This is a genomic window from Halomonas sp. 3F2F, from assembly GCF_014897805.1.
In the GTDB taxonomy this organism is placed as follows: domain Bacteria; phylum Pseudomonadota; class Gammaproteobacteria; order Pseudomonadales; family Halomonadaceae; genus Vreelandella.
The window spans coordinates 26,684-52,524 of sequence record NZ_JABUZE010000182.1; the positions used below are offsets into that span (position 1 = coordinate 26,684).

Below are 25,841 nucleotides of genomic sequence, written 5' to 3' on the forward strand. Positions count from 1 at the left end.
CTTCAGCGCCTGACTGGCGGTTTGGCCACATAATCGGGTCGTTATTAATCGTATAGATAGCTAAACGCTATTATAGCCACCTTTGTACAACTTGTGGCTTCTGGGTACAACCTTTCCTGTAGGTGCGGAAAAGTTAAGTTTAGTTTCTAATTTCAGACAGGCCGGCCTAATAGGGCCTGGCCCAGTTCATCACCTGATAACCAAGCATCCTCGACACGACTACCTTTAAAGCTATCACCACAGAGTGCTAGGCCACTTGTACTGTATAAGTATGGCTGATGACCTGCCTGTGCTGGCTGAGCATAGCGCCAGCGGTGTGCCCCGAGTTCAATGACATTCGGTAGCTCTATATCATCGGGCAGTAGCGATACAAATGCTGCTAGCAACTGTTGGGCGACACTGTCGCTGTCACTCTCAATATGTGCATCGCTCCAATCCAGCTGAGCAAGCAAGCTAATGCTTTCCGGCTGATGTTCACGGCCAGGCTTGGTGTGATTGCGTGACGCTAGACGAAGCACCGGATGCTGTGTGTGAACGGTGTGCCACGCTGATGCTACCTTCGCTATGGGGGGTAATGGCTCCTCGAAAATAACTCAACCTGTTCAGCATCCCTACTGGGGTTTGGCCTCACAGGCAGTTGCCAGTGTTCGGTTCCCACTCTGCTAATAATGCCTTGGCCTGAAGCGGCGGGGCACTGATAACCACCACGTCAAAAGGCCCGTGAATTGATCCGCGAGTATCCTGGAGCTGTCAGCCCGCAGCCATCTTATCAAGCGTTGTAATGTGGGTTTCAAGCGTCATGGAGGCATTCGGTAAGGCGTTAAGCGTATCGGCTAGATGGCGGGTGATTACGCTCATACAGGGCGTGCCGGTATAGCGTAGCTGAGCGTCATTGTGTGTTTGCCAGCCGGATGCACTAGCCTGATAACGAGATGTGGGCCAACTAGCGACACAACCAGCGGCCTGCCACTCGGCTACTTTATTGGCGAATCGTTGATTGCGTACAGTGAACGCTTGAACACCTAGCTTCAGTGCCGTTGAGGGACGTCGTTTACTTGACATACGACTGCCGGGGTTACGCGCTTTATCAAACAACGCCACCTCAACAAACCATAGGAGTGACACCATGCGGGTATTAATCACCGGAGGTAGCGGCTTTGTTGGTCAGCGGCTCTGCCAGCAACTCCTCACCCAGGGGCATGATGTGCAGGTGGTTTCCCGGGCCCCGTATCAGGTGCGTGGTAGGTTGCCAAAAGCCTGCGATATTCGTGATAGCGCTCAGGCATTTATGGACACCCCTCCGGCGGTGTTGGTGAACCTTGCCGGTGAGTCGATTGCTGCAAAGCGCTGGAGTAACAGCCAAAAAGAGACACTAATTCGCTCTCGTATCGACAGTACGCAGCAACTGATGACGCTTTGTGAACAGCTCAAAGCCAACGGGCAAGCGTTACCCAGCGCGATGATTAGCGGCTCTGCGATGGGCTATTACGGCGATCAAGGCGACAAAGTGGTGGATGAAACAACGTCGCCAAGCGATGAGTTTGCTCATCAGCTTTGTGCGCAATGGGAAGCGGCGGCAAAACCGATTGAGGCGATGGGCGTTCGCTTAGCGATACTGCGGATTGGTTTAGTGCTTGAAGCGGGAGGCGGTACGCTGCAGAAGATGCTGCCACCCTTTAAGCTCGGACTTGGGGGGCGTTTTGGCAGTGGCGCACAGTTTATGCCCTGGATTCATCGTGATGATCTTGTGGCAGCGATTATGTTTTTGATGAACGAATCAACGCTTTCAGGCGCATTTAATGGCAGTGCACCGCACCCGGTGACAAATGCTGAGTTCACAAAAACGTTAGCTAAGCAGCTTCACCGGCCGGCGATTTTCCCCGTGCCCGCTTTTGTACTAAAAGCGGGCTTCGGAGAAATGTCGCAGCTGTTGCTGACCGGGGCCGATATGCGCCCTGCACGCCTGACCGAGGCTGGGTTTACCTTTCAGTACCCGACACTCGATAAGGCGTTAGCGGCGATTCTTTAGTCTTTCCGCGTTAGGCGTTGGGATCGACGGTGATTATCACTCGTACGGAATCAAGCCGTAAGCGGGTGTTTTCTATTGCGTCGCTGAGCGCTTGGCGCTCTTGCTTCAGCGCCTCAAGTTCTTCACTACGAACAGCTGGATTATGCTCTGCCAGGGCAGTCAAGCGGGCTAGTTCGGCATCTAACTGAGCTCGCATACGTGTTTCAGCGCTTTCTACGATGCTGGGCAGTTCACGTTCGGCTTCACCTTCCCCCTGAATGAGGAGCGCACGCAGCTGGTCATGGCGGCTTTTGATCAAATCTCGTGCCAGTGATTTGTTCACTTTCTGTAGATTCTTGCCAAGGCCAGTGAAGGAGATCTTGCGGGTTAAGTTTGCGCCTGACTCATCAAGTAGGACGCGCACTGCCGTAGGCGGTAGGAAGCGGTTGAGATGTAGCGACTTAGGTGCAGGGCAATGGGTGCGGAACACCAGTTCAGCCATTAAACGGCCGCTGGGAATGGCGGGATGGCGTAATAGCGCCAACGCGGTGTTTCCCATCGTGCCATCTAAGATGCGCTCCATCATTTCGCGTAGCAGCGGGTGTTCCCAAGAGAGTCGCTGAATATCGTCTCGTGCAAGCGCTAACGAACGGCTGTAAGTAGCCGAGAAGCCCTCTTCACCTTTCACTAGCCCGGGGAGCCCATCCAGCATGTGTTGGCTAGGCTGCAAATAAAGCAAGCCATTGCCAATCTCTTGACTGTCTACACCAAAAATATCCAGGGCGCGCTCTACAAAACGCGGCAACGCTGGGTCTTCATCCAACTCACGCACCGCATCAATTACCTGCTGAGCACGGGCAGGGCGGCAGGCATTTAGCTCTAGCAGTCGGTTACGACCTGCGTCCCGTTCAGCCAACTTGGCGGTGAACATTTCACGGGTTTCTTCGATGATCTCATTGAGCATTTCATCATCGAGTAACGCATCGGCCAGGGCATCGCCAAACGCATCAAAGAGGTCGCTGCCAATGCCGTGAGGCGCGCTAAAAGCATCCATGCCTTCGTGATACCAGCGCAGCAGACGCTCACCTGGGCTGCCAGTGAAGGTGGGAGCATGGAGCTCAATGGTGTGGCGCTGCCCTATCCGGTCGAGGCGGCCGATACGCTGCTCCAGCTGGTCGGGATGCTGGGGCATATCAAACATCACTAAGTGGCGGCAGAACTGAAAGTTGCGGCCTTCCGAACCGATTTCAGAACACACCAGCACTTGGCAACCGTCTTCTTCATCGGCAAATGCCGCTGCGGCCCGGTCACGTTCGACCAGCGATAGCCCTTCGTGGAACACCGGTGCGTGATAGCCACCTAGCACGCGCAGTCCCTCGGCAAGTCCTTCAGCGGTTTCTCTGTGGTGAGCAATAATCAGTACTTTGTCGTTGGCAAAGCCGCTGTCGCTATCGTCGCTAAGCTTTTCCAGCAGCCAGTTTACCCGTGGGTCGATATGCCACCAGGATTCAGTGTTAAGCGGGTCGTTGCTAAGCTCGCGATACATAGTGTCTGGATAGATCAACACGTCCGGATGATCCATGCCCGTTTCAATCAGCAACTCGTCCAGGTAGTCATCATCGCGCTCCAAGCGACGCAGCACGCGCCGATAGGCCGATGGGAGTTCCAACTGAGCTAGGTGCAGGCGACGTTCTGGGAATCCTCCCACATGACGGCGGCTGTTGCGGAACATGACGCGCCCGGTACCGTGACGATCAAGCAGAGCATCGCGTAACTGAGCGCGAGCAGCATTCTGCTGTTCGGTACTTGCTTCAAGGTTGCATAACGTTGCTAGCAGCGCCTGGCTGTCGCGGTCGTCTGCTACATTATTGACCCGTTCACGTGCCTCGACGGTATTGGGAAGCTCATCCAAGGCATCAATGGCTTGAGCGACAGCGATGTAATGATGCTCTTCGTCTTTAAAGCGTTCGATGTCGTGGTAACGCTCGGCATCTAACAAGCGCAGGCGAGCGAAATGGCTCTCAACCCCCATCTGTTCTGGCGTAGCCGTCAGCAGTAATAAGCCAGGGATATCAGCAGCGAGCTGCTCAACGCACTGATAGCCTGGGCCACTGCCATCAGGGCTCCAGTCGAGGTGATGGGCTTCATCGACGATCAGCAGGTCAAAGTGGCTCGCCAGGGCCTGTTCTTGACGATGCGTGTTGGCGAATAGCCAACCTTGACTGGCCAGTACTATTTGGGCGCTTTCAAATGGGTTGGCGCTACCGTGGGCGAGACTTTGCTGCTCATCTAGCAAACTTACCTTGAGTGAGAAACGGCGTAAAAGCTCTACAAGCCATTGGTGAGTAAGGCTGTCAGGCACCAAAATTAATGCGCGTTCTACTCGGCCAGCCAGCAGTAGGCGGTGTAGAACCAGCCCAGCCTCAATCGTTTTACCCAGCCCAACCTCATCCGCAAGCAGGACACGTGGCGCATGGCGGCCTGCCACTTCGTCAGCGATATAAAGCTGGTGGGGAATCAGGTCGATACGCGGCCCAGCAAAGCCCAGGGCGCTGTGCTGCTCGATGCGCTGATAATGGTGCAGCGTGCGAAAGCGCAGATCGAACCAATCATTGCGATCAACCTGGCCAGTTAGCAGTCGGTCGCGTGCCTGATCAAACTGCATAGTGTCGGCGAGCTTTGCCTCAGATAGTTCTCGAGGGTTGCCATCGCTATCTTCGCCAATATAGGTGATTAAGCCGTGGGTCTCTTTGCTATCGTCTACGATCATCTGCCAGCCATCAGCAGAAATCACGCGGTCGCCACCGCCGAACATGACGCGAGTTAAGGGGGCTTGGCGAGTGTTGTACGTACGGGTTTCCTGGCTGGCACTGAACAAAATGGTAACGCTACGGGCGTCGCAGTTAAGCACGGTGCCGAGTCCAAGCTCAGCCTCGCCGTCGCTAATCCAACGCTGGCCGGGAGAAAAATCGCTCATGATGCCTCGAGGAAGTCTACAGAAACAGGTTGTACGCCACCGGGGCAGGTTTCCGGTGGCAACAGGGCGGGGGATTCTAACGCAAAGCGGCGGGGGGATTAAGGTCTATCGTGGTCAATCTTTTAACCAGCGTTCCAGCTGGGCTCGGGTTAACTCGCCAACGTGGACATCCTGCGTGTTGCCCTGGCGATCAAAAAGTACCGTGGTGGGTAGGCCTGGCGCTTGAAATTGCGCCATTAGCGTTTGGCTTGGGTCACGCAGCGCGTAGCGAAAATCCAGTCCTTGCTCGTCTAAATAGCGCACGACGGGCAGTAAGTCCTCGCCTTGGTTCGCGATTACCACACTGACATCGTCACGCTTGGCTGCCTCTTCAAGCAGCGGCATCTCCCGCAGGCAGGGTGGGCACCAGGTCGCCCATAGATTAACGATAATAAGGTCACCGCTCTCAGCCAGCGAAGGGAGATGCACTGCGTTGCCGTCCACATCGTCCAACGTCACCTCCGGCAACGCATCAATAGCAAATTCATTGCCTAAGGGGGCAAGCGTTACCAAGACCAGCCACAGGCTTGTCGTGCCAACCAACAGGGCAAGGCCGCCGATAAGCGACAGCAGCCGCTTGCGCAGTGTCCAGGCTGTCCAAATTAACCCCGCGATTAGGCCACCCAGCGCGTTGTAACCGGGTTGCCATAGCTTGAGCGCCTCGAGCGGTTCTGCGCTGTAGCTTTCCCAGTTGAGCACGACAAAAACAATTCGAGCCGCCAGTAGCCATACCACCAGTAGCCCGTTGAACCAGCGCCCATGCTGAGAAGACGTTAATCCCAACAGATAGCGGCTAGCCAATAACAGCAGTAGGGCGCAGCCGAGGGCATATAGCCTAGGGGTGGAGATCAGCAGTGGTCCAATGGCAATCGCATTCATGATTTTTCCGTTAAGCAGGTACACTGGTGAACCATACCACGCACGTTAAACATTACGGAGATGTCTATGCCGCAACCCGCTTTCGACATACTGCGGGCGCTGGCCATTGGGTCGCAGGCGCTGGGTTTAATGCTGATTATTACGCTGGAAACCGTAATGGGCGATGCTGCGCGCCCCTGGCAAGGGGGTGTGCTGGCTGTCATGGTCGCGTCGGCGCTTACGATTGCGCTGGTGCGACTGTACCAAAATAAGCGTTACCAAAAACAGATGGCTGAGCGTCGCCAAAATGCGGATGAAGAGGAGGAGCGTTAGAAAGCGTTGCTTGTGTTTTTGGCGTTACGGTTCCAGATTAAGAGAAGTCCCGCGCTGGACAGTCGGGGCACTTAATATACTGGGAGCGACCAATAATATGATTAATAAGCGCACATTAGCCACCGCCGTTGCGGCCTCATCACTCGCTTTAGCGGGCATGGCCCAGGCGGAGGTCAAAGTTGGCTTCTTGGGCGGCTTTACCGGGGGAATTGAAAGCCTGACGCCACCCATTTTTGCAGGTGCTCAGCTTGCCGTTGCGCAGATAAATGAGCAGGGCGGTATCTTGGGTGGGCAAACATTGGAAATGCCTTCCGGGGATACCACCTGCTCGGATGCATCGGCTGCGTCTAACGCCGCAGATCGTATGGTGAACTCTGAGCAAGTCACCGCGATTGTCGGCGCTTTATGTACTGGGGCGACGGTTGCCGCTGCTAATAACGCCGCGGTTCCCGGTGGTGTGTTGATGGTCTCACCTGCGTCAACGGCCCCCGCTGTCTCTGAGTTAGACGACAACGACTTAGTTTTCCGTACCGTGCCATCGGATGCCTTCCAGGGCGAAATGCTTGCTAAGCTACTGCTTGATAAAGGTATCGACTTTGTCGCGGTGACCTACGTTAACAACGACTATGGCCGTGGCTTATCGGATGCCTTCAGTGGCGCCTTTGAAGCGGGCGGTGGCGAAATAGCCGAAAACCTCGCACATGAAGATAACCGTGCCGACTATCGCTCTGAGCTTGGCTCGCTGTCTTCGAGTGGCGCAGACACGCTGGTCGTGCTGGCCTATGCCGATACCTCCGGCCAGACGGTACTGCGCCAAGCCTACGAAAGCGGCATGTTCACCCAGTATGTGGGCGCCGATGGCATGGTGGGGGATAGCTTAATAGAAGCGATTGGCGCAGACGTGCTAGACGGCATGATCGCCACACGGCCTGGTAGCCCTGATCTCCCCGGCACGGACATCTTTAATGAAGCGGCAACTGCGGCAGATATTGATCCTAGTGCCGTGTTTGCTGCCCAGGCTTATGACGCGGCTTTCCTAGTAGCGTTGGCTATTGAGCAAAATGGCAGTGCCGAGCGTGAAGGGCTTTCTGAAGCGCTACGCAGTGTTTCCAGTGCGCCAGGCGAAGTGATACTGCCGGGTGAGTGGGAAAAAGCGCTTGAGCTGATCGCAGCGGGTACCGAGATCAACTACGAAGGCGCCTCTGGCTCTCATGAATTTGATGAAAACGGCGACGTGCCTGGGGTTGTTGTGGAAATGGTGGTAGAAGACGGCTCGTTCACCGGCAAGGGCTTGGTTGACCTCTAGTCAAAATGACGTTCTTTAAGCAATAACCGAAACGCCCCAGGCGAGCCTGGGGCGTTTTTTTAGCACTGTAAGTTTTTAACACTGTGAGTTTTTAGCACTGTGAGGACGTTAACCGAGGGTTTTAATTTTCTCTGGCAACAGACCTTTCGGAGCAAAGCGTAGTACCAGGGTAATCAGCATACCGATTACTAGAACCCGCGCTTGCAGTGCCCGGCTATCCATATTGCTAGGCGCTTCCCAGCCGAAGGCGTTTTCCCCCAGCGTGACCGCTAGTTGCATTAAAAATAGCGCCAACGGCTCTGACATAATCCAAATGATATAAACCGCGACCGCCCCAAAAATGGTGCCAAGGTTATTACCTGGGCCACCTAAAATAACCATGACCAGCACCAGGAAGGTGTGGTTGAGAGGCAAGTAGCCTTGAGGATCAAACAGGCTGTTAAAGGTGCCCAGCATGCCGCCGCCAAGGCCCATCAAAATGCAGCCTAATACGAAAATCTCCAAGCGCCGCTTATTGATATTTTTACCCATGGCCGCTGACGAGACTTCGTTATCGCGAATCGCACGAATCATTCTTCCCCAGGGGGCGTGGTAAGCCCTATGGAGTAAAAAGAAAATCACTGCGATCACGACAGCTGTCACTGAGAGATAAATCGCTCGGGAAAGCGTAAAGCCGAGTTCCGCCGGGCCGGGGGTCGGCCAAGGAAGAGGTGATACCGTGGCCGTGCCACGCGTCAGCCAGTCGGAATTTTTCAAAAAAGCTTTGATGATTTCCGCGATACCCAGGGTGGCAATGGCGAGGTAGTCACTGCGTAGGCCAAGGCAAACGTGGCCAATAAAGTAGCCAACGCCGCCAGCCAGCGCGCCACCTACAATCCAGCCCACCCAGGCCGGCAAGCCAAATCCGCCAATAAAGCCCGCTTGAGACTGTATTTGGCTGGTCACTTCGCGCAGCAGGCTGATGACAATCAAATAGAGTACGATCCCGATCACGATGGCGAGCACGGTGCGTAGCTTTTTCGGCACGCCGAATCGGTCAAGCTTTGTCACTCCGACGACGATCAAGGTTGCCGCAATGCCATACAGCAGAACTTGGCCGAGTTCTCCCGGCAGTTCGGTACCCCAGAATGCGTCATTCACCGGGACGCTAAATAGCATGGCGCAGAAGCCGCCGAGCGCGACGAAGCCCATGACGCCAGCATTAAACTGCCCGGCATAGCCCCATTGAATCGTTAGGCCCAGGGCAAGAATGGCGTAACAAGCAGCCTCTACCAGCATACGCGTGCTGTAGGCCGCTCCCATTATCGCGTAGACCGCTAGCACGGCAGCTAATAGAGCGCCAAACAGCACCAGTTCGCGCAACGGAAAGCGCCGTTCAGGAGTGGCATCTTTGGGCGTGTAAGCAGGATTACGGTTTTTTGTGGAATGGCTCATTAGATCACCTTGCCTTTAAACAGGCCGGTAGGACGCCACACTAAGATGGCCACCAAAATAAAGAACGGCACCACAATTTTGTACTCAGTGCCTACAAAGGCGAGGTTGGAGGGGAGCTCTAGCCAGGTAGGTAGACTGTCGCGGAAAGGACGCAGGAGAACATTCCAATTAAATACTGCCAGGGTTTCTGCAAAGCCGACGACAAATCCTCCTGCAATGGCCCCGTAGGGGTGGCCTACGCCGCCGACAATGGCCGCCGCGAAAATAGGCAGTAGCAGGAAGAAACTTAGGTCAGGTTTAAACGTGACGTCTAATGACAACAGGGTGCCCGCAATTGCCGCCAGTGCGCCAGCAATCACCCAAGTGACGGCTACGATGGTGTTGGTATTAATGCCAGATGCCTGGGCAAGCTCGGGGTTGTCTGACATGGCGCGCATGGCTTTGCCAAGTCGCGAGCGATTGAGGAATAGGTGTAGGGCGACCACGGCCACTAGCGTAATCACAAACAGATAAATCTGTGGTTCGGTAATCACGATGGGAGCTCTAACTCCCTCGAAAGGCAGCGCGAGACGGAAGATTTCTTTGCGGTCGTCGACGTATAAGCTCTGACCGCCGGTGCCTGAGAATAGCCGGATAAGCCCTTGGAGCATAAGTGTCACGCCCAGCGAGCCAATCACCATCACGATAGGCTTGACGCCATGGGCGCGTAGCGGCTTATAAAACGCTTTATCAATGCCTACTGCCAGCGCTGCAGTAAGCAGCATCGCTAGCGGCAGCATGATGAGCGCCGTCGGCACCCCAATACTGGCGCCCACCGCTGGGAAGGCGGTCGTCAGGAGCAGCACCATGAAGGCACCAAACGTCATGATGTCGGCATGGGCAAAGTGGGCAAAGCGCATAATGCTAAAAATGAGCGTGACGCCAATGGCGCCAATGGCATAAATAGAGCCAGTGACGCTACCTGCAATCACCACGTTATTGATAAAAAAGACCAGTTCGTTCACGCGTTTCTCCCCCGGGCTAGCCGCCCAAAAAGCTTTTGGCGACGTCAGGGTCAGCCAGTAACGCAGCCCCCGTGTCTGTAAAGCGGTTTTGTCCCGCCGCCAGCACAAAGCCTTTATCGGCAATGGCTAAGGCCTGTTTAGCGTTCTGTTCCACCATCAAAATGCCCACGCCGGCAGCGTTAATTTTTTTAACCCGGTCAAAAATTTCATTCATGTAAAGGGGCGACAAGCCAGCGGTTGGCTCATCCAGCAGCAGCAGACTAGGTTCAGCCATTAGCGCACGACCCATGGCGACCATTTGGCGCTGGCCACCGGAAAGCTCTCCTGCAGGCTGGTGGCGCTTCTCAACGAGAGGGGGGAAGAAGTCGTAAACCTGCTCCAGCATGCGCCTTACGTTTTGCGGTTTTAGATAGGCGCCCATTTCCAGGTTTTCTTTCACCGTCAGGCTGGGGAAAACGTTTTTCTCCTGGGGGACAAACCCCATGCCACGCTCAACCAACTGATTCGGCGGCAGGTTATGGATCGGCTGCCCGTTAAGCAAAATCTCGCCTTGATTAACGTTCAGCAGCCCAAATACTGCTTTTAGCATAGTGGATTTGCCAGCCCCGTTAGGGCCAACAATGACACCGACTTCATCGGAATACAGGGTCATATTGACCCCGTTAAGGATATTCATACTGCCATAGCCGCCGTGCACATCGCGTGCCTCGAGCAGTGGCTGTGGGGATGACGGTGTGGATGACATAAACGCGTCTCAGCTGGGCCGCACTGCGGTGAACAATGGCGACCATGTTGTTGTGGCTATTGTTTAGGTGACAAACTCAGCGCTATCAAGCGGCATCAGTACCGAAATAGGCTTCTATAACGGCCGGATTGTTTTGTATTTCTTCAATTGAACCCTCAACCATAACGCTGCCTTGTGCCAGTACAATCACTGGATCGCAGAGCCGCGAAATCATATCCATATCGTGCTCAATCACCAGAAAGGTATAGCCCATTTCGCGATTTAAACGTTCGATGTTGCCCATTAAGTCGCCGAGTAGCGTGCGGTTTACACCGGCGGCAATTTCGTCTAACAGCACGACTTTGGCATCGGTCATCATCGTGCGGCCAAGCTCTAGCAGTTTTTTCTGACCACCCGATAAGTTGCCCGCAAGCTCGTTACGTACATGATGCAAGCCAACAAACTCAATGACTTCCAGTGCGCGGCGGCGTACCTCTGCCTCCTGGCTGCGGACCAGAGCAGGCTTGAACCAGGTGTTGAATAGACGTTCCCCTGCTTGGTTGGGTGGCACCATCATCAAGTTTTCCAGCGCGCTCATTTGGCTGAACTCATGGGCGATTTGGAAGGTGCGCAGTAACCCTTTGTGGAAACGTTGATCAGCGCTTAGCGACGTAATGTCTTCACCGTCCAGCAGAATGCGGCCACTATCTGGCGTAAGTGCGCCCGCAATTAAATTGAAAAGCGTCGACTTACCTGCCCCATTGGGGCCGATCATGCCGGTAATCGAACCCTTTTCAACCCGGATTGAGCAGTCATTGATAACGTGCAGCCCGCCGAAGGCTTTGTTGACGTGTTGTACCTCAATAAGGGGAGTCATCGTGTCCTCGCGCCGCAGGCGACCTTTGTCCACCCGCGTTATTAGAATTATATTAAGCAGACTTACGCAGTCGCTGACTCAAGGCAAATATACCCACAATGAGCAGTGCGCCGAGGGTTGGGACAACGTAGCCTTCCACCTGTGGAATAGTGCGTAAAAATACAAACGACACCGCAGCAGGGCCAACAAAGCGCACCAGGAAGCGCCAGGTTTTAAACCAAGTGATGTTGGTGCCAAGCTCTTTCATGACTTCGTTTTGAGTCAGTGCCCAGCCCGCGAATAGAGCGATCATTAGCCCGCCCAGCGGCATAAAGATATTGGTCAACAGCTCAATGAATTCAAAAGCGCTGCGTCCAAATAGAGCGTGGAAAAGCGTCCCTTCGGCCCATATATTGAAGCTCACCACTGTCAGTAAGCCCATCGCCCAAGCCGCGACGACCATGATGGTGACTGCCTGAGGGCGCGTCATATCAAAACGCTCAACCAGGAAGGCAGCGACCGGCTCTATCAATGAAATAGACGAGCTAATCGCGGCTCCTAGCACCAGAATAAAAAAGACCCCGCCCACCAGAGCACCAAACGGCATGTCAGCAAATGCTAGCGGCAGAGTGACAAACATCAGTCCCGGGCCTTGGCCGGTTTCGAGTTCCGCACCAAATACCAGCGAGAAAATTGCTAGCCCTGCCACCATGGCAACTGCAGTATCTACAAATGCCACGGCGATAGCGGTACGGGTTAGAGAGGCTTCGCTGGACATATAAGCGCCGTAGGCCATGATGGCCCCCATTCCAAGGCTCAGGGTGAAGAAGGATTGCCCCATCGCTTGTAACCAGCCTTCTAAGCTGAGATCGGCAATATTGAACGTAAACAGAAAGCTGGCTGCCGCTCTCACGTCACCATTGATGACGCCGTAGATAAGCACCACGATGAGAATAACAAACAGCGCTGGCATCATGATGCGCAGCCCTGACTCTATCCCTTTATGAATCCCCATGCCGACAATTAATGCCGAGAAGGCGATAAACAGCGTGTGATAAAGCGTCATCAGACCCGGAGACGCCAGCAACGCATCAAAGCCAGCGCTAATCGTTGCTGCATCGGCACCCACGAGTGAGCCGGTTAGCATCAGCCACGTGTAGTGCAGTGCCCAGCCAGCGATGACGGAATAAAAGCTTAAAATTAAAAAAGCGGAAGCAGCGCCCAGCCAGCCAATCGATTCCCAGGCACGGGAGGTCTTGTGTGTTTTAGTTAAATGGCGCATCCCCATAATAGGGCTTTGACGACTGGTACGGCCAAGCATTGTTTCGGCAATTAAAATGGGGATGCCGACAGCAAAGATGGTCAGTGCATAAATTAAAATAAACGCGCCGCCACCATTTTCACCGGTGAGATAGGGGAAGCGCCAGAGATTGCCCAAGCCGACGGCTGAACCTACCGCCGCCAGCAAAAACGTGCCTTTGTGAGTCCAGACGTTATGACCGCTCATGTGGAGGAGTGTCCGTGTGGTAGTGGAAGGATGAGGGTAACTATCCAAACACTTGTATGAATTGTAGATTGCCAGCGGCCTAGGGACGCACTGATAGTAGCGTTACTGTGCGATAGAACGCTTACGCTTACCAGCCTACTAGCGTTAAGGCTGCGTTTACGAAGCCACTTGGCGCAGGGGGCGGGGCGTGTGGGGTAATACGGAGACGGGAAATGAGCGAGGGGTGATCGTTAGCCGAAGCTAAAAAAGAAGCCCGCACATGGCGGGCTTTGGGGTACTTACTATCGAGCATGGACTGGTGAGAGCTTACTTCTTGCTAGCACGCTTGCGCTCGTTTTCGGTCAGGTGCTTCTTGCGTAGACGAATATGGCTGGGAGTAACTTCAACCAGTTCATCGGAATCCAAGAATTCGATAGCCTGCTCAAGAGTAAACTTGATCGGCGGCGTCAACACGATGTTTTCATCGTTACCCGTTGAGCGCATGTTATCGAGTTTCTTACCTTTGGTCGGGTTAACGACCATGTCATTGGCACGATTATTAATACCAATCAGCATACCTTCGTATACTTCAGTGGCGTGATCGATAATCAGCTTGCCGCGCTCTTGCAGGGCGTAGAGTGCATAAGCAAGGGCTTTGCCGCCAACCATTGAGACCAGTACGCCATTGCGACGCTCGATGGAAGCATCGGGCTTTAGCGGGCCGTAGTGATCAAAGCGGCTGGTCAGGATGCCGGTGCCGGAGGTCAAGGTTAAGAATTGACCACGGAAACCAATCAAACCGCGCGCCGGGATGATGAAGTCGAGACGCACACGGCCCTTACCATCGGGGTTCATATTGGTCATTTCACCCTTGCGGTAGCCAAGCTCTTCCATGATCGAGCCTTGATGCTGCTCTTCACAGTCGATGATGACTTCTTCGTAGGGCTCTTGCTTAACGCCGTCGATCTCTTTAATGATGACTTCTGGGCGGCCAACCGCCAGCTCGAAGCCTTCGCGACGCATGGTTTCAATCAACACTGATAAGTGAAGCTCACCACGGCCAGAAACCTTGAACTTCTCAGGGGTTTCGCCCTGCTCAACGCGTAGCGCCACGTTGTGGATAAGCTCTTGTTCCAGGCGATCTTTAATATTACGGCTGGTGACGAACTTACCTTCTTTTCCGGCGAACGGTGAGTCATTGACCTGGAACGTCATCGAAACGGTCGGCTCGTCAACAGACAGCGGCGGCAGCGCTTCAACGGCGCTCGGATCGCACAGCGTGTCAGAAATTGATAGATCTTCAATGCCAGTAACGCAGACGATATCACCTGCTGTCGCTTCCGTTGTCTGGACGCGCTCAAGACCCATATGAGTCATGACCTGGCCGATCTTACCCTTACGGGTAGAGCCATCAACGCTGATGACCGAGATTTGCTGGTTAGGCTTCACCGAGCCACGCTTGATGCGGCCAAGGCCGATAACGCCAACGTAGCTGTTGTAATCCAGTGCGGAGATTTGCATCTGGAATGGACCATCGATTTCAACCGCGGGCGGCTCAACGATATCGACAATCGCCTGGAACATGGGATCCATGTTGTCGGCCAGCTCTTCAGGGTCCATGCCAGCAATGCCGTTTAGCGCCGAGCAGTAGATAATCGGGAAGTCGAGCTGGTCATCAGAAGCCCCTAGGTTGTCAAACAGATCAAAGATCTGGTCGATAACCCAGTCCGGGCGTGCGCCAGGGCGGTCAATTTTATTGACGACGACGATCGGCTTCAGACCCTGGGCAAATGCTTTCTGGGTAACGAAGCGAGTCTGCGGCATAGGGCCGTCAACCGCGTCTACCAGAAGCAGTACCGAGTCCACCATGGACATAACCCGCTCAACTTCGCCACCAAAGTCGGCGTGTCCAGGGGTGTCCACGATGTTGATGTGGTAATCCTTACCATTGCCATCTTGCCACTGAATAGCAGTGTTTTTGGCCAGGATGGTAATACCGCGCTCTTTTTCCTGGTCATTGGAGTCCATGATGCGCTCTTGGCCTTCGGCCTTGCGGTCGAGCGTTCCGGACTGGCTTAACAGCTTGTCTACCAAGGTAGTTTTACCGTGGTCAACGTGGGCGATGATGGCAATGTTGCGAAGATTCTCGATCACGACGCGATCCTGCTAGAAAAATAGGGCGGCATTATAGGGTCTGGGCGCGGTCCACTACCAGTGCTGTCTTAAATAAAGGTGCAAGTCAATAACCTAAACATGGCAGTTTTCGCTCCAGCGGTGCTTCCGTTAAGATAGGCGTTTTCCCAGTTGGGGCAAGCACATGACCATCGGTAACCTGATGCGTTTGTTGAGCGATGGCGAGGTTCATTCCGGTGAACAATTAGGTGAAGCGCTGGGCGTTTCTCGAGCCGCCGTATGGAAACAACTAAAAAAGTTAGACGCACTGGGCGTTGAATTGGTGGCTGTGAAAGGTCGAGGGTATCGACTTGCCTATCCGCTAGAGCCGCTTGATGGGGCAAAAATTGTAGAGCGTTTGCCCGCTAGTGCTCGCCACCTCTTAACCAGACTATTCATTGAAGACCAGTTGCCATCGAGCAATGAATATGTGCGCGAACGCTTTGCGCAGGGGGCCGGGCACGGTGAGGTATGCTTCGCTGAGCTACAAACCGCAGGTCGTGGCCGTCGCGGGCGCGTATGGTCTACGCCTTGGGGGCAAAGCTTGATGCTCTCGCTTGGCTGGCGTTTTGAATCAGGAGTTAATGCGCTGGAGGGGTTGAGTCTTGCGGTTGGCGTGGTGGTTGCGCAAGTGCTGGAGCAGTATGGGGTTTCACCAAAATTAAAATGGCCTAACGATATACTGCTGGCAGAGAAAGGTAGTGAGCTTGGCAAGCTGGCCGGTATTTTGATTGAAGTCACTGGGGATGCAGCGGGCCCATGTGAAGTGGTCATTGGCATTGGTATGAATCTATCGCTACCCGATAGCTTGCGTGCCGCTATTGATCAGCCTGTGGCAGCGCTGTTTGATGCAAAAGCGGGTATTTCGCGCAATCAGTTAGCCGCGGATATGGTGTCTGAGCTATTGGATATGCTGGCAGGTTTCGAAAGCGAAGGGTTTGCCCCTTGGCGAGATGAATGGAATAGTCGCCATGCCTATGCAGGGTTGCCGATCCGTATTATTCAGGGTGAGCGCTCAAGTGATGCAGTGGCTAGAGAGGTAGATGAGAGTGGTAATCTTTGGGTTACCGAAAATGATCACTCGCGACGCCTGTCCGGCGGTGAGATCAGTGTACGCAGGCGCCTATGATTTTGGATTTGGATATCGGCAATACGCTATCGAAATGGCGTTTAAAAGATGCCGAAAGTAGTGAAATACGTTCACGAGGTGCTGTGTGGACACGGGAGGAGTGGCGGCCTGGGTCAGATATTCCGAATCTTGATGTCGTCGAGGCGGTGCGCATTTCCAGTGTCGCTAGAGCTGCCGTGCTGGAGGAGACCGTTGCCTTGCTGCGTCGCCAAGTGCGCCAAGTGTATGTTGCACGCTCAACTCCTGAAGCACTGGGTGTTGTCAACGGGTATGAAGAGCCTGGGCGACTGGGCGTCGATCGTTGGATGGGGGCGCTGGCAGGCTACCAATTGGCGGGCGGTTGCTGTGCAGTCGATTGTGGTAGTGCGATCACCATTGATTTTGTATTGCCGGGTGGTGTCCATCTCGGCGGATTTATCGTCCCCGGGTTACGATTAATGAAAGAGAGCCTTAAATTAGGCACCCGCAACGTAGCCATTGATCCAGAAAGTGAAGCTGATGCGTTATTGGAGCCGGGGAGGCGCACGGTAGATGCTGTCAATCACGGTATCTATATGGCGGCGGTCAGTGCGATTAATAGAATTTACAGTGAAGTCTGCGATCAGCAGGGGATTGCATTGCCAGTGCTGTTGACGGGTGGTGATGCCAGAGTGGTTTCCCGTGGTGTTCAAGTGCCCCATGCGGTATGGCCGGATATGGTCTACGGTGGGCTGGAAGCCTGCTTTCCGCTGACCTTTGCGGAGCGTGCTGGAAAAATGTCAGGCGCACCAGGGGTGCCTGAGCCTGTTTCGTTAGAAAAAATTCGCGCAGGTCTTGCATTCTCAATGCTGCTTTGACAGAATGCAGCGCGTTCCAAGGCATAAGCCACTTTAAATATTAGTGCGCAAGTGTTGGTAAGTTCACAAGCTTTGATAAATAAAGAGTTTGTAAGCTTGACATGGCTTTGGAGGCTGGCATAATGTGCCGCCACAGCTGGAGAGGTTCCCGAGTGGCCAAAGGGAGCAGACTGTAAATCTGCCGCGAAAGCTTCGAAGGTTCGAATCCTTCCCTCTCCACCAGTTTTATCGAGCAGTGACTGAGTCGTTGCTTGGGAATGAAAGGCCGGTAAGCGGGCTTAGCTACTGTATCTCGTGCAACGGGTTGTCATTCCATAGGCAAGTTCGGCGGGCGTAGTTCAATGGTAGAACCTCAGCCTTCCAAGCTGATGGTGCGGGTTCGATTCCCGCCGCCCGCTCCAGTTTGATGTATTTAGCTCATGTAGCTCAGGGGTAGAGCACACCCTTGGTAAGGGTGAGGTCGACGGTTCAATTCCGTCCATGAGCTCCATATTGCATAAAAGCGAGCCAAGCTCGCTTTTTTTGTTTTCACTTGTCAGTTTGATAAGTGTTGAGGGTTGTCAGGCGGAAAGTTATCCGCTATTATGGCGCCCGCTGTTGCGTAGGCATTTGTTTGCGCACATGACGATACAGGCCAGTAGCTCAATTGGCAGAGCAGCGGTCTCCAAAACCGCAGGTTGGGGGTTCGATTCCCTCCTGGCCTGCCAGCCTTCCCCAGGTTGGTATGTCTTTTTCTAGAATTCCTTTGTCGCTCGCTGCACCCTTGGGAGTCTCGTTTTTATGAAGCCTAGTTCCGTAAAACATGGCGAAGAGGTGCAACAGTCGCGCCATGACGGGCTCAAGTGGGCGGCGGTTGTGGCGCTGCTTGTTGTTGCAGTTGTTGGTAATACCTATTTCGCTGATATTGGCCTGCTCTACCGCGTATTAGGTGTGGTGGTGTTGTGTGTGATTGCGGGTTTGATCGCGCTGACCACTGCTAAAGGTCGCGATTTAGTAGAGCTTGCCGTCAGCGCCAAGAAAGAGATACAGCGCGTTGTATGGCCGACTCGCCCCGAAACCATTCAGACCACAGCCATTGTGCTGGCGGCTGTTGTGGTGGTGGGTTTGATGCTGTGGTTGATTGATACTCTTCTTGGCTGGGCGATGTCCGGCGTCATTGGTTAGGAGCTTTCATGTCCAAACGTTGGTATGTCGTCCACGCTTATTCCGGCTTTGAAAAGCATGTCATGCGTTCGCTTATCGAGCGCGTGAAAATGTATGGCATGGAAGATCGCTTTGGCGAAATTCTCGTGCCGACGGAAGAAGTCGTTGAAGTGCGTGACGGAAAGCGCCGTAAGAGTGAGCGCAAATTCTATCCAGGCTACGTGCTGGTCGAGATGGAAATGGCCGATGAAACCTGGCATCTCGTCAATGAAACTCCGCGTGTAATGGGGTTTATTGGTGGCACGAAAGAGAAGCCTGCACCTATTACTTCGCGTGAAGCCGATGCTATTTTGCGTCGCGTGAAAGACGGTACTGATAAGCCGCGGCCCAAAACCATGTTTGAGCCGGGTCAGTCGGTTCGCGTTATTGATGGTCCGTTTGCTGACTTTAACGGCGTCGTTGAAGAAGTGAACTATGACAAGAGCCGTTTGCAGGTCAGCGTGCTGATCTTCGGGCGGGCAACGCCTGTGGAACTTGAGTTCTCTCAGGTAGAGAAAGAGTGAGTTTAATTAAGTAGCGGGATGGTGTGCATTGCACGCCATCCTTGCATTATGTGAAGCAGCTAAGCGCTGCTTTATGTGTACCGGGGAGCCGTAAGGCGCTATCACCCAACTGGAGTATTTAGCATGGCCAAGAAAGTACAGGCTTATATCAAGCTGCAGGTTGCTGCAGGTAAAGCCAATCCTAGTCCGCCCGTCGGCCCCGCGCTGGGTCAGCACGGCGTGAACATCATGGAATTCTGTAAGGCGTTCAACGCGGCTACTCAAGAAATTGAGCCAGGTCTGCCGACGCCTGTCGTGATCACCGTTTACTCTGACCGTAGCTTCACGTTCGTCACCAAGACGCCGCCTGCTGCCGTACTGCTGAAAAAAGCAGCGGGCATCAAGTCTGGTTCTGGTGAGCCGAACAAGAAGAAAGTTGGTACCGTTACGCGTGAACAGCTCGAAGAGATCGCTAAGACCAAAGAGCCCGATATGACGGCTTCTGATCTCGATGCCGCGGTGCGCACCATCGCTGGCAGCGCTCGTAGCATGGGCCTAAACGTGGAGGGTCTCTGATCATGGCTAAACTAACTAAGCGCGCGAAAGTTATTCGCGAGAAAGTAGACCCGAACAAAGCTTACTCTCTTGAAGAAGCGGTTGCGCTGCTCGCTGAGCTGTCCACCGTTAAATTCAAAGAGTCCTTGGATGTGGCGATCAATCTTGGTGTTGATCCGCGTAAATCTGACCAAGTTGTACGTGGCGCTACTGTCATGCCTAACGGTACTGGCAAAGACGTACGCGTAGCGGTCTTCACCCAGGGTGCTAACGCCGATGCTGCTAAAGAAGCAGGCGCTGACATCGTAGGTATGGAAGATTTGGCTGAGCAAGTCAAAAAAGGCGTGATGGATTTTGACGTCGTGATTGCCTCTCCCGATGCTATGCGTGTTGTCGGTCAGCTGGGTCAGATTCTTGGTCCGCGCGGCCTGATGCCTAACCCGAAAGTTGGTACCGTTACACCTGACGTTGCCACTGCGGTTAAAAATGCTAAGGCAGGCCAGGTGCGTTTCCGTACCGACAAAAATGGCATTATCCACACAACGTTGGGTAAAGCTGATTTTGAAGCATCCGCTGTTCTGGGTAACCTGGAAGCGCTGGTTGCTGACCTTAAGAGGCTCAAGCCGAGCTCTTCTAAAGGTATCTACTTTAAGAAAGTCACCCTGTCCACTACCATGGGCCCAGGCTTGACTATCGACCACTCTGCGTTGGTATAAGCAGGTAGTCGTAAGATTTTTGTAAGAACCGAGCAAGAACTTTGCGGTCCCCTGTTAATGCGTAAGCCAGGCAGGGCATCGTCAAAGACCGCAGGTGCCGCATCTTTTAGAGGTGCGGCTTAATCGCCCTTAAAGCGCCTGCGCAGATGGTGTGGCCGCCAGTTGGTTGAGGTTTTTAGCCAAACCGCTTTCTGGTGAGCACCATCCCCCAAGGCTTCCAGCGTTATTTATTTATCGTCTGGAAGAGATGGTAACCACCGGAGCCTGTTGTGGGTTCCGGCACGAAGGAGTGATCACTGTGCCACTAGCACTTGAAGGCAAGAAAGCGATTGTTGCCGAGGTCAGTGAAGCGGCCAAGGGCGCACTCTCCGTCGTAGTTGCCGATTCTCGCGGCGTTACAGTCGGTAAAATGACCGACCTGCGTAAGCAAGCGCGTGAGAATGGCGTCCAGCTGCGTGTTGTTCGCAACACTCTGGCACGCCGCGCCCTCGAAGGTACTCAGTGGGAGTGCCTGAACGAGAGCTTTGTTGGTCCTACTCTGCTGGCTTTCTCTACTGAGCACCCGGGCGCTGCCGCTCGTTTGTTCAAAGAGTTCGCGAAGCAAGATCAGAACTTCGAAGTGAAGGCGCTGGCCTACGAAGGTGAGCTGATTCCGGCTGCTGACATCGATCGTCTGGCAACCCTACCGACTTACGACGAAGCAATTGCCAAGTTGATGTCGGTAATGAAAGAAGCCTCCGCTGGCAAGCTGGTTCGTACTCTGGCCGCTCTGCGCGACCAGAAGCAAGAAGAAGCTGCATAAGCAGGCCTTTTTGCAAGCAGTCTGCGCTGCATAAGCAGGGCGCTGCTTGAACCATGCAATGAATCCTGAGCACTCGGTAGACCGAGGCTCCCGCAAAGTTAGGAATGAGACAATGGCACTGACCAAAGACGATATCATCAATGCTGTAGCCGACATGTCCGTAATGGAAGTTGTCGAGCTGATCGAAGCAATGGAAGAGAAATTCGGCGTTTCTGCTGCAGCAGCCGTAATGGCTGGTCCGGCTGGCGGCGGCGAAGCAGCTGCTGAAGAACAGACTGAATTTGATCTGGTACTGACCTCTGCTGGTGACAAGAAAGTTAACGTCATCAAAGCAGTTCGTGAAATCACTGGTCTTGGCCTGAAAGAAGCCAAAGGTGCAGTTGATGGCGCGCCGGCTACCATCAAAGAAGCAATGTCTAAAGAAGACGCTGAAGCAGCTAAAACCAAGCTGGAAGAAGCGGGCGCAAGCGTCGAGCTCAAGTAATTCTTGTGCTGACGGCTTTACGCGCTGCGTAAGCTTCCACGGCTGGCGGCGGGCTTATCCCGCTGCCGGCCTTTTTCTGTTGTATCATGTTGCTCGGCAGCATTACAGCAGGAAGGCTGCGGTAAGAAGCAGCAAAACAGTAAGACCGTTGTTGTGAAGCGTAAGTTGTGAAGCGTAAGTTGTGAAGCGCGAGTGATAACGAAGCGCTAGCAGCACTACTGTAACACTGTTATCTATCAAGATTTTTGACGGCGAGCTACCGATTTAGGAGCTTGCTGTCTGCGTCTGAAACGCCCGCGGGGCAGATGACCACGCATCGGTCACCCATGGTGAACAAGCTGGGGAATACAGATGGCTTACTCATATACTGAGAAAAAACGCATCCGCAAGGATTTCGGCAAACTGCCCCAAGTGATGGATGTGCCTTACTTGCTGGCCATCCAGCTTGATTCCTACTACGACTTTCTCCAGCAGGATCGTTCGCCCGACGAGCGCCACGAGATTGGTCTGCACGCGGCGTTTAAGTCCGTGTTTCCGATTGAAAGCTTCTCTGGGAATGCGGCGCTGGAGTATGTCAGCTACCGTTTCGGCACGCCGGCGTTCGATGTAAAGGAGTGTCAGCTGCGTGGCGTGACCTATTCCGCCCCGCTGCGTGTCAAGGTTCGCTTGATCATCTATGATCGCGACTCCTCGAACAAGGCAATCAAGGATATTAAAGAGCAGGAAGTCTACATGGGGGAAATCCCCCTGATGACCGAGAATGGTACCTTTGTCATCAATGGTACTGAGCGGGTTATCGTTTCTCAGCTCCACCGTTCGCCCGGTGTGTTCTTCGATCACGATAAAGGCAAGAGTCACTCCTCTGGTAAACTGCTCTATTCTGCCCGAGTGATTCCTTATCGTGGTTCCTGGCTGGACTTCGAGTTCGATCCTAAAGACAACGTCTTTGTACGTATTGACCGTCGCCGGAAACTACCAGCGTCGGTGTTGATGCGTGCCCTGGGAATGAGCACTGAAGAGATCCTTGAAGAGTTTTTCGAGACCAGCAAGTTTAGCATTGAAAAAACTGGCTTCTTCGTAGAGCTGGTACCGTCACGCCTGCGCGGTGAAACCGCGACTTTCGACATTAAAGATGGCGAAGGTAATGTCATTGTTGAAGAAGGGCGCCGTATTACCCAGAAGCACATCCGTCAGCTTGAAAAAGCCGGCCTGGAGCGTCTGGAAATACCGATGGAGTACCTGTTTGGTAAAACGTTGGCCAAAGATCAGATCGATACTAAAACTGGCGAGCTGATCTGTCCGTGTAATACCGAAATTACGCCAGAAGTGCTTGAGCGTATGGCGCAGGGTGGCATCACCCACATCGAAACGCTCTACACCAACGACCTGGACTGTGGTTCGTTTATTTCCGATACGCTTAAGCTGGATGCCACCGGCTCCGCGCTTGAAGCGTTGGTCGAAATTTATCGCATGATGCGCCCTGGTGAGCCGCCCACCAAAGAAGCTGCTGAGACGCTGTTTAATAACTTGTTCTTCAGCGAAGATCGCTACGACCTGTCAGGCGTCGGTCGTATGAAGTTCAACCGCCGCCTGCGTCGTGATACCGACACGGGCTCTGGTGTACTGGATCGCAAAGACATCCTTGATGTTCTGCGCGAGCTGATCAATATCCGTAACGGCTTTGGCGACGTTGACGATATCGATCACCTGGGTAACCGCCGTATTCGCTGTGTTGGCGAAATGGCTGAAAACCAGTTCCGCGTTGGCTTGGTTCGCGTAGAGCGTGCAGTGAAAGAGCGTCTTTCCATGGCGGAAAGCGAAGGCCTGATGCCGCAAGATCTGATCAACGCTAAGCCGGTAGCGGCAGCGGTGAAAGAGTTCTTCGGTTCTAGCCAGCTGTCCCAGTTTATGGATCAGAACAACCCGCTTTCTGAGGTTACTCACAAGCGTCGTGTGTCTGCACTCGGCCCAGGTGGTTTGACCCGTGAGCGCGCCGGTTTCGAAGTGCGCGACGTACACGCTACGCACTACGGTCGCTTGTGTCCGATCGAAACGCCGGAAGGCCCGAACATCGGTCTGATCAACTCGTTGGCGACGTACAGTCACACCAACAGCTACGGCTTCCTCGAAACGCCGTACCGCAAGGTCAACTCCTGTCAAGTGACGGACGATATCGTTCACCTGTCGGCGATCGAAGAGGGTGATTTCGTTATTGCCCAGGCGTCTGCCGCTGTGGATGAGTCCAACAGGCTGAGTGACGACTTGGTTCAGGTGCGTCATCGTGGTGAAACCACGTTTATGCGTCCTGAGCAGGTCACCTTGATGGACGTGTCTCCGCGCCAGGTTGTTTCGGTCGCGGCCGCACTGATTCCGTTCCTGGAGCACGATGATGCTAACCGTGCCTTGATGGGTGCGAACATGCAGCGTCAGGCGGTACCCACCTTGCGCGCTGACAAGCCGCTAGTAGGTACTGGCATGGAGCGTTTCGTTGCGCGCGACTCCGGTGTTTGTGCCGTGGCACGTCGTGGTGGTGTGATCGACTCCGTTGACGCACGTCGTGTCGTGGTACGGGTGCATGAAGATGAGATTATCGGCGGTGAAGCCGGTGTTGATATCTACAACCTGACCAAGTACACCCGTTCAAACCAGAACACCTGTATGAACCAGCGCCCCATTGTGCGGCCTGGCGACAGTGTGGCCCGTGGCGATATCCTTGCCGACGGCCCGTCTGTTGATATGGGTGATTTGGCGCTAGGCCAGAACATGCGCATCGCGTTCATGCCCTGGAATGGTTACAACTTCGAGGACTCTATCCTGCTGTCTGAGCGGGTGGTTCAAGAAGACCGCTTTACCACGATTCATATTCAGGAACTGACCTGTGTATCTCGCGATACCAAGTTAGGGCCGGAAGAGATCACCGCCGATATTCCCAACGTTGGTGAGTCCGCGCTGGGTAAATTGGACGAAGCAGGTGTTGTTTACATCGGTGCTGAAGTTGGCCCCGGCGATATTCTGGTCGGTAAGGTAACACCGAAAGGTGAAACCCAGCTGACGCCGGAAGAGAAGCTGCTACGCGCTATCTTCGGTGAGAAAGCATCTGACGTTAAAGATACCTCGCTGCGTGCGCCGACCGGCATGAAGGGTACTGTCATCGACGTCCAGGTATTTACCCGTGACGGCGTTGAAAAAGACTCTCGTGCACTTGCTATCGAACAGATGCAGCTGGACGAAGTGCGTAAAGATCTTCAGGAAACCTATCGTATTGCTGAAGACGCTACTTTTGAGCGTCTGCAGCGTACGTTGGAAGGCCAGGCTGTTAATGGCGGCCCGAACCTGAAGAAAGGCGATGTGCTTGATGAGGCTTACCTCGACGAGCTACCGCGTCAGCAGTGGTTCAAGCTGCGCATGCAGGATGAGGCTTACAACGAACTGTTGGCCCAGGCCGATGAGCAGCTCGAAAACCGTCGTAAAGAGATGGACGAGCGCTTTGAAGATAAGAAGCGCAAGCTGACCCAGGGCGATGACCTCGCACCGGGTGTGCTTAAAATCGTCAAGGTTTACATGGCGGTTAAGCGTCGCATTCAGCCTGGCGACAAGATGGCAGGCCGTCACGGTAACAAAGGTGTTATCTCGGCGATCATGCCCATCGAAGATATGCCGTTCGATGAGAAGGGCGAGCCGGTTGATGTGGTGTTGAACCCGCTGGGTGTACCGTCGCGGATGAACGTTGGTCAGATCCTGGAAACGCACTTGGGTATGGCTGCCCGTGGTTTGGGTGTCAAAATCGACGCGATGTTACGTGATGCCCGTGGTCAGCAAGTTGCTGAAATTCGCGACTTCCTGGGCCAGATATATAACACGCCGGGAACCCGTGTTGAGGATATCGATTCGTTAAGCGATGAAGAAATCATTGCGCTAGCGAAAAACCTCAAAGGCGGTGTGCCTATGGCAACGCCGGTGTTCGATGGTGCTAAAGAGCACGAGATCAAACACCTGCTGAAGCTTGCTGACATTCCTGAGTCTGGCCAGATGACGCTGTACGATGGCCGTACTGGCGATGCGTTTGACCGCTCGGTGACCGTTGGCTACATGTATATGCTCAAGCTGAACCACTTGGTAGACGACAAGATGCACGCGCGCTCTACCGGTTCTTACTCGCTAGTGACTCAGCAGCCGCTGGGTGGTAAGGCGCAGTTCGGTGGTCAGCGCTTTGGTGAGATGGAAGTGTGGGCGCTGGAAGCTTACGGTGCCGCGTATACGCTGCAAGAGATGCTCACCGTCAAGTCGGACGACGTCGAAGGCCGCACCAAGATGTATAAAAACATCGTGGATGGCGACCACACCATGCAGGCAGGCATGCCGGAATCCTTCAACGTACTCGTGAAGGAAATCCGCTCGCTGGGCATCGATATCGAGTTAGAGAGCTAGGAGCCGTCC

22 protein-coding genes and 4 tRNA genes are annotated in these 25,841 nt (G+C 54.0%); 16 read left to right on the forward strand and 10 right to left on the reverse strand.

All coding sequences use genetic code 11. The features are described from left to right. Positions 1-152: 152 nt before the first annotated feature. Both INT21_RS18375 and INT21_RS18380 read right to left on the reverse strand, forming a co-directional pair. A complete protein-coding gene (locus INT21_RS18375) occupies positions 153-518 on the reverse strand; it encodes a hypothetical protein (protein WP_193061459.1) in 366 nt (121 codons plus the stop codon). A gap of 232 nt (positions 519-750) precedes the next feature. After that, the gene (locus INT21_RS18380; protein WP_193061460.1) at positions 751-1,128 is read right to left on the reverse strand and encodes a hypothetical protein; all 378 of its coding nucleotides are present in this window, start codon (positions 1,126-1,128) and stop codon (positions 751-753) included. On the opposite strand from INT21_RS18380, the gene INT21_RS18385 reads away from it, so the two are divergent. Further along, the gene (locus INT21_RS18385) at positions 1,127-2,029 is read left to right on the forward strand and encodes a TIGR01777 family oxidoreductase (protein WP_193061461.1); all 903 of its coding nucleotides are present in this window, start codon (positions 1,127-1,129) and stop codon (positions 2,027-2,029) included. The two genes, INT21_RS18380 and INT21_RS18385, sit on opposite strands and share 2 nt — an antisense overlap. A gap of 10 nt (positions 2,030-2,039) precedes the next feature. Here INT21_RS18385 and rapA read toward each other — a convergent pair whose 3' ends face one another. Beyond that, positions 2,040-4,985 carry an RNA polymerase-associated protein RapA gene (gene rapA / locus INT21_RS18390; RefSeq protein WP_193061462.1) on the reverse strand — a complete coding sequence of 982 codons (2,946 nt, stop codon included), beginning with the start codon at positions 4,983-4,985 and terminating at the stop codon, positions 2,040-2,042. Positions 4,986-5,099: 114 nt separating this feature from the next. Further along, positions 5,100-5,903 carry a TlpA family protein disulfide reductase gene (locus INT21_RS18395; protein WP_193061463.1) on the reverse strand — a complete coding sequence of 268 codons (804 nt, stop codon included), beginning with the start codon at positions 5,901-5,903 and terminating at the stop codon, positions 5,100-5,102. Positions 5,904-5,969: 66 nt separating this feature from the next. On the opposite strand from INT21_RS18395, the gene INT21_RS18400 reads away from it, so the two are divergent. After that, positions 5,970-6,215: a hypothetical protein gene (locus INT21_RS18400; protein WP_089040023.1), complete on the forward strand. Its 246-nt coding sequence runs from the start codon at positions 5,970-5,972 to the stop codon at positions 6,213-6,215. Positions 6,216-6,312: 97 nt separating this feature from the next. Continuing rightward, the gene (locus INT21_RS18405; RefSeq protein WP_089040022.1) at positions 6,313-7,521 is read left to right on the forward strand and encodes an ABC transporter substrate-binding protein; all 1,209 of its coding nucleotides are present in this window, start codon (positions 6,313-6,315) and stop codon (positions 7,519-7,521) included. 108 nt (positions 7,522-7,629) lie between these two features. Here the strand turns inward: INT21_RS18405 and INT21_RS18410 are convergent, their stop codons facing one another. From INT21_RS18410 to typA, 6 genes are all read right to left on the reverse strand, one after another. After that, on the reverse strand, positions 7,630-8,955 hold the full coding sequence (locus tag INT21_RS18410) for an ABC transporter permease subunit (RefSeq protein WP_193061464.1): 1,326 nt from the start codon (positions 8,953-8,955) through the stop codon (positions 7,630-7,632). Continuing rightward, positions 8,955-9,959 (reverse strand): branched-chain amino acid ABC transporter permease, encoded by a 1,005-nt coding sequence (locus tag INT21_RS18415; RefSeq protein ID WP_120385940.1) that lies wholly within the window; start codon positions 9,957-9,959, stop codon positions 8,955-8,957. The genes INT21_RS18410 and INT21_RS18415 overlap by 1 nt, the downstream gene beginning before the upstream one ends. A 16-nt stretch (positions 9,960-9,975) precedes the next feature. Then, entirely contained in the window at positions 9,976-10,704 is a 729-nt protein-coding gene (locus INT21_RS18420) for an ABC transporter ATP-binding protein (RefSeq protein WP_193067725.1), read from the reverse strand. 85 nt (positions 10,705-10,789) lie between these two features. Then, on the reverse strand, positions 10,790-11,560 hold the full coding sequence (locus INT21_RS18425; protein WP_083000439.1) for an ABC transporter ATP-binding protein: 771 nt from the start codon (positions 11,558-11,560) through the stop codon (positions 10,790-10,792). 52 nt (positions 11,561-11,612) lie between these two features. Continuing rightward, on the reverse strand, positions 11,613-13,046 hold the full coding sequence (locus INT21_RS18430) for a sodium-dependent transporter (RefSeq protein ID WP_193061466.1): 1,434 nt from the start codon (positions 13,044-13,046) through the stop codon (positions 11,613-11,615). Positions 13,047-13,352: 306 nt separating this feature from the next. Further along, positions 13,353-15,179, reverse strand: coding sequence for a translational GTPase TypA (gene typA, locus INT21_RS18435; RefSeq protein WP_193061467.1), 1,827 nt, complete (start codon positions 15,177-15,179; stop codon positions 13,353-13,355). A 163-nt stretch (positions 15,180-15,342) separates the two neighbouring features. Between typA and INT21_RS18440 the strand changes: the two genes are divergently transcribed. From INT21_RS18440 to rpoB, 13 genes are all read left to right on the forward strand, one after another. After that, positions 15,343-16,326, forward strand: coding sequence for a biotin--[acetyl-CoA-carboxylase] ligase (locus INT21_RS18440; protein WP_120385937.1), 984 nt, complete (start codon positions 15,343-15,345; stop codon positions 16,324-16,326). Next, complete coding sequence (locus INT21_RS18445; protein ID WP_089040016.1) at positions 16,323-17,162, forward strand: type III pantothenate kinase; 840 nt, start codon at positions 16,323-16,325, stop codon at positions 17,160-17,162. Before INT21_RS18440 ends, INT21_RS18445 begins: the two co-directional genes overlap by 4 nt. 138 nt (positions 17,163-17,300) lie before the next feature. After that, positions 17,301-17,384 (forward strand) — tRNA-Tyr (locus INT21_RS18450). A gap of 105 nt (positions 17,385-17,489) precedes the next feature. Further along, positions 17,490-17,563 (forward strand) — tRNA-Gly (locus INT21_RS18455). 14 nt (positions 17,564-17,577) lie between these two features. Further along, positions 17,578-17,652 (forward strand) — tRNA-Thr (locus INT21_RS18460). 141 nt (positions 17,653-17,793) lie between these two features. Beyond that, positions 17,794-17,869, forward strand: a tRNA-Trp gene (locus tag INT21_RS18465). Positions 17,870-17,942: 73 nt separating this feature from the next. Further along, on the forward strand, positions 17,943-18,326 hold the full coding sequence (gene secE / locus INT21_RS18470; RefSeq protein WP_125744928.1) for a preprotein translocase subunit SecE: 384 nt from the start codon (positions 17,943-17,945) through the stop codon (positions 18,324-18,326). An 8-nt stretch (positions 18,327-18,334) separates the two neighbouring features. Beyond that, entirely contained in the window at positions 18,335-18,868 is a 534-nt protein-coding gene (gene nusG / locus INT21_RS18475) for a transcription termination/antitermination protein NusG (protein ID WP_089040014.1), read from the forward strand. Between the two features lie 123 nt (positions 18,869-18,991). Continuing rightward, positions 18,992-19,423: a 50S ribosomal protein L11 gene (rplK, locus tag INT21_RS18480; RefSeq protein ID WP_009098963.1), complete on the forward strand. Its 432-nt coding sequence runs from the start codon at positions 18,992-18,994 to the stop codon at positions 19,421-19,423. A gap of 2 nt (positions 19,424-19,425) precedes the next feature. Further along, positions 19,426-20,118 carry a 50S ribosomal protein L1 gene (gene rplA / locus INT21_RS18485; RefSeq protein ID WP_030074217.1) on the forward strand — a complete coding sequence of 231 codons (693 nt, stop codon included), beginning with the start codon at positions 19,426-19,428 and terminating at the stop codon, positions 20,116-20,118. A 298-nt stretch (positions 20,119-20,416) separates the two neighbouring features. Continuing rightward, entirely contained in the window at positions 20,417-20,920 is a 504-nt protein-coding gene (gene rplJ, locus INT21_RS18490) for a 50S ribosomal protein L10 (protein ID WP_009723910.1), read from the forward strand. A 112-nt stretch (positions 20,921-21,032) separates the two neighbouring features. Next, positions 21,033-21,404 carry a 50S ribosomal protein L7/L12 gene (rplL, locus tag INT21_RS18495; RefSeq protein ID WP_038480362.1) on the forward strand — a complete coding sequence of 124 codons (372 nt, stop codon included), beginning with the start codon at positions 21,033-21,035 and terminating at the stop codon, positions 21,402-21,404. A gap of 351 nt (positions 21,405-21,755) precedes the next feature. After that, positions 21,756-25,832 (forward strand): DNA-directed RNA polymerase subunit beta, encoded by a 4,077-nt coding sequence (gene rpoB, locus INT21_RS18500; RefSeq protein WP_089040013.1) that lies wholly within the window; start codon positions 21,756-21,758, stop codon positions 25,830-25,832. The last annotated feature ends 9 nt before the right edge of the window (positions 25,833-25,841 follow it).

Bases quoted from the DNA above. Each gene is read 5' to 3' on its own strand.
- nusG (WP_089040014.1), top strand. From the start codon at position 18,335: ATGTCCAAACGTTGGTATGTCGTCCACGCTTATTCCGGCTTTGAAAAG.
- INT21_RS18430 (WP_193061466.1), bottom strand. From the start codon at position 13,046: ATGAGCGGTCATAACGTCTGGACTCACAAAGGCACGTTTTTGCTGGCG.
- INT21_RS18425 (WP_083000439.1), bottom strand. From the start codon at position 11,560: ATGACTCCCCTTATTGAGGTACAACACGTCAACAAAGCCTTCGGCGGG.
- rplK (WP_009098963.1), top strand. From the start codon at position 18,992: ATGGCCAAGAAAGTACAGGCTTATATCAAGCTGCAGGTTGCTGCAGGT.
- INT21_RS18385 (WP_193061461.1), top strand. From the start codon at position 1,127: ATGCGGGTATTAATCACCGGAGGTAGCGGCTTTGTTGGTCAGCGGCTC.
- INT21_RS18400 (WP_089040023.1), top strand. From the start codon at position 5,970: ATGCCGCAACCCGCTTTCGACATACTGCGGGCGCTGGCCATTGGGTCG.
- secE (WP_125744928.1), top strand. From the start codon at position 17,943: ATGAAGCCTAGTTCCGTAAAACATGGCGAAGAGGTGCAACAGTCGCGC.
- INT21_RS18445 (WP_089040016.1), top strand. From the start codon at position 16,323: ATGATTTTGGATTTGGATATCGGCAATACGCTATCGAAATGGCGTTTA.
- rplA (WP_030074217.1), top strand. From the start codon at position 19,426: ATGGCTAAACTAACTAAGCGCGCGAAAGTTATTCGCGAGAAAGTAGAC.
- rplL (WP_038480362.1), top strand. From the start codon at position 21,033: ATGGCACTGACCAAAGACGATATCATCAATGCTGTAGCCGACATGTCC.
- rapA (WP_193061462.1), bottom strand. From the start codon at position 4,985: ATGAGCGATTTTTCTCCCGGCCAGCGTTGGATTAGCGACGGCGAGGCT.
- INT21_RS18380 (WP_193061460.1), bottom strand. From the start codon at position 1,128: ATGGTGTCACTCCTATGGTTTGTTGAGGTGGCGTTGTTTGATAAAGCG.
- INT21_RS18410 (WP_193061464.1), bottom strand. From the start codon at position 8,955: ATGAGCCATTCCACAAAAAACCGTAATCCTGCTTACACGCCCAAAGAT.
- INT21_RS18405 (WP_089040022.1), top strand. From the start codon at position 6,313: ATGATTAATAAGCGCACATTAGCCACCGCCGTTGCGGCCTCATCACTC.
- INT21_RS18440 (WP_120385937.1), top strand. From the start codon at position 15,343: ATGACCATCGGTAACCTGATGCGTTTGTTGAGCGATGGCGAGGTTCAT.
- rpoB (WP_089040013.1), top strand. From the start codon at position 21,756: ATGGCTTACTCATATACTGAGAAAAAACGCATCCGCAAGGATTTCGGC.
- INT21_RS18420 (WP_193067725.1), bottom strand. From the start codon at position 10,704: ATGTCATCCACACCGTCATCCCCACAGCCACTGCTCGAGGCACGCGAT.
- INT21_RS18395 (WP_193061463.1), bottom strand. From the start codon at position 5,903: ATGAATGCGATTGCCATTGGACCACTGCTGATCTCCACCCCTAGGCTA.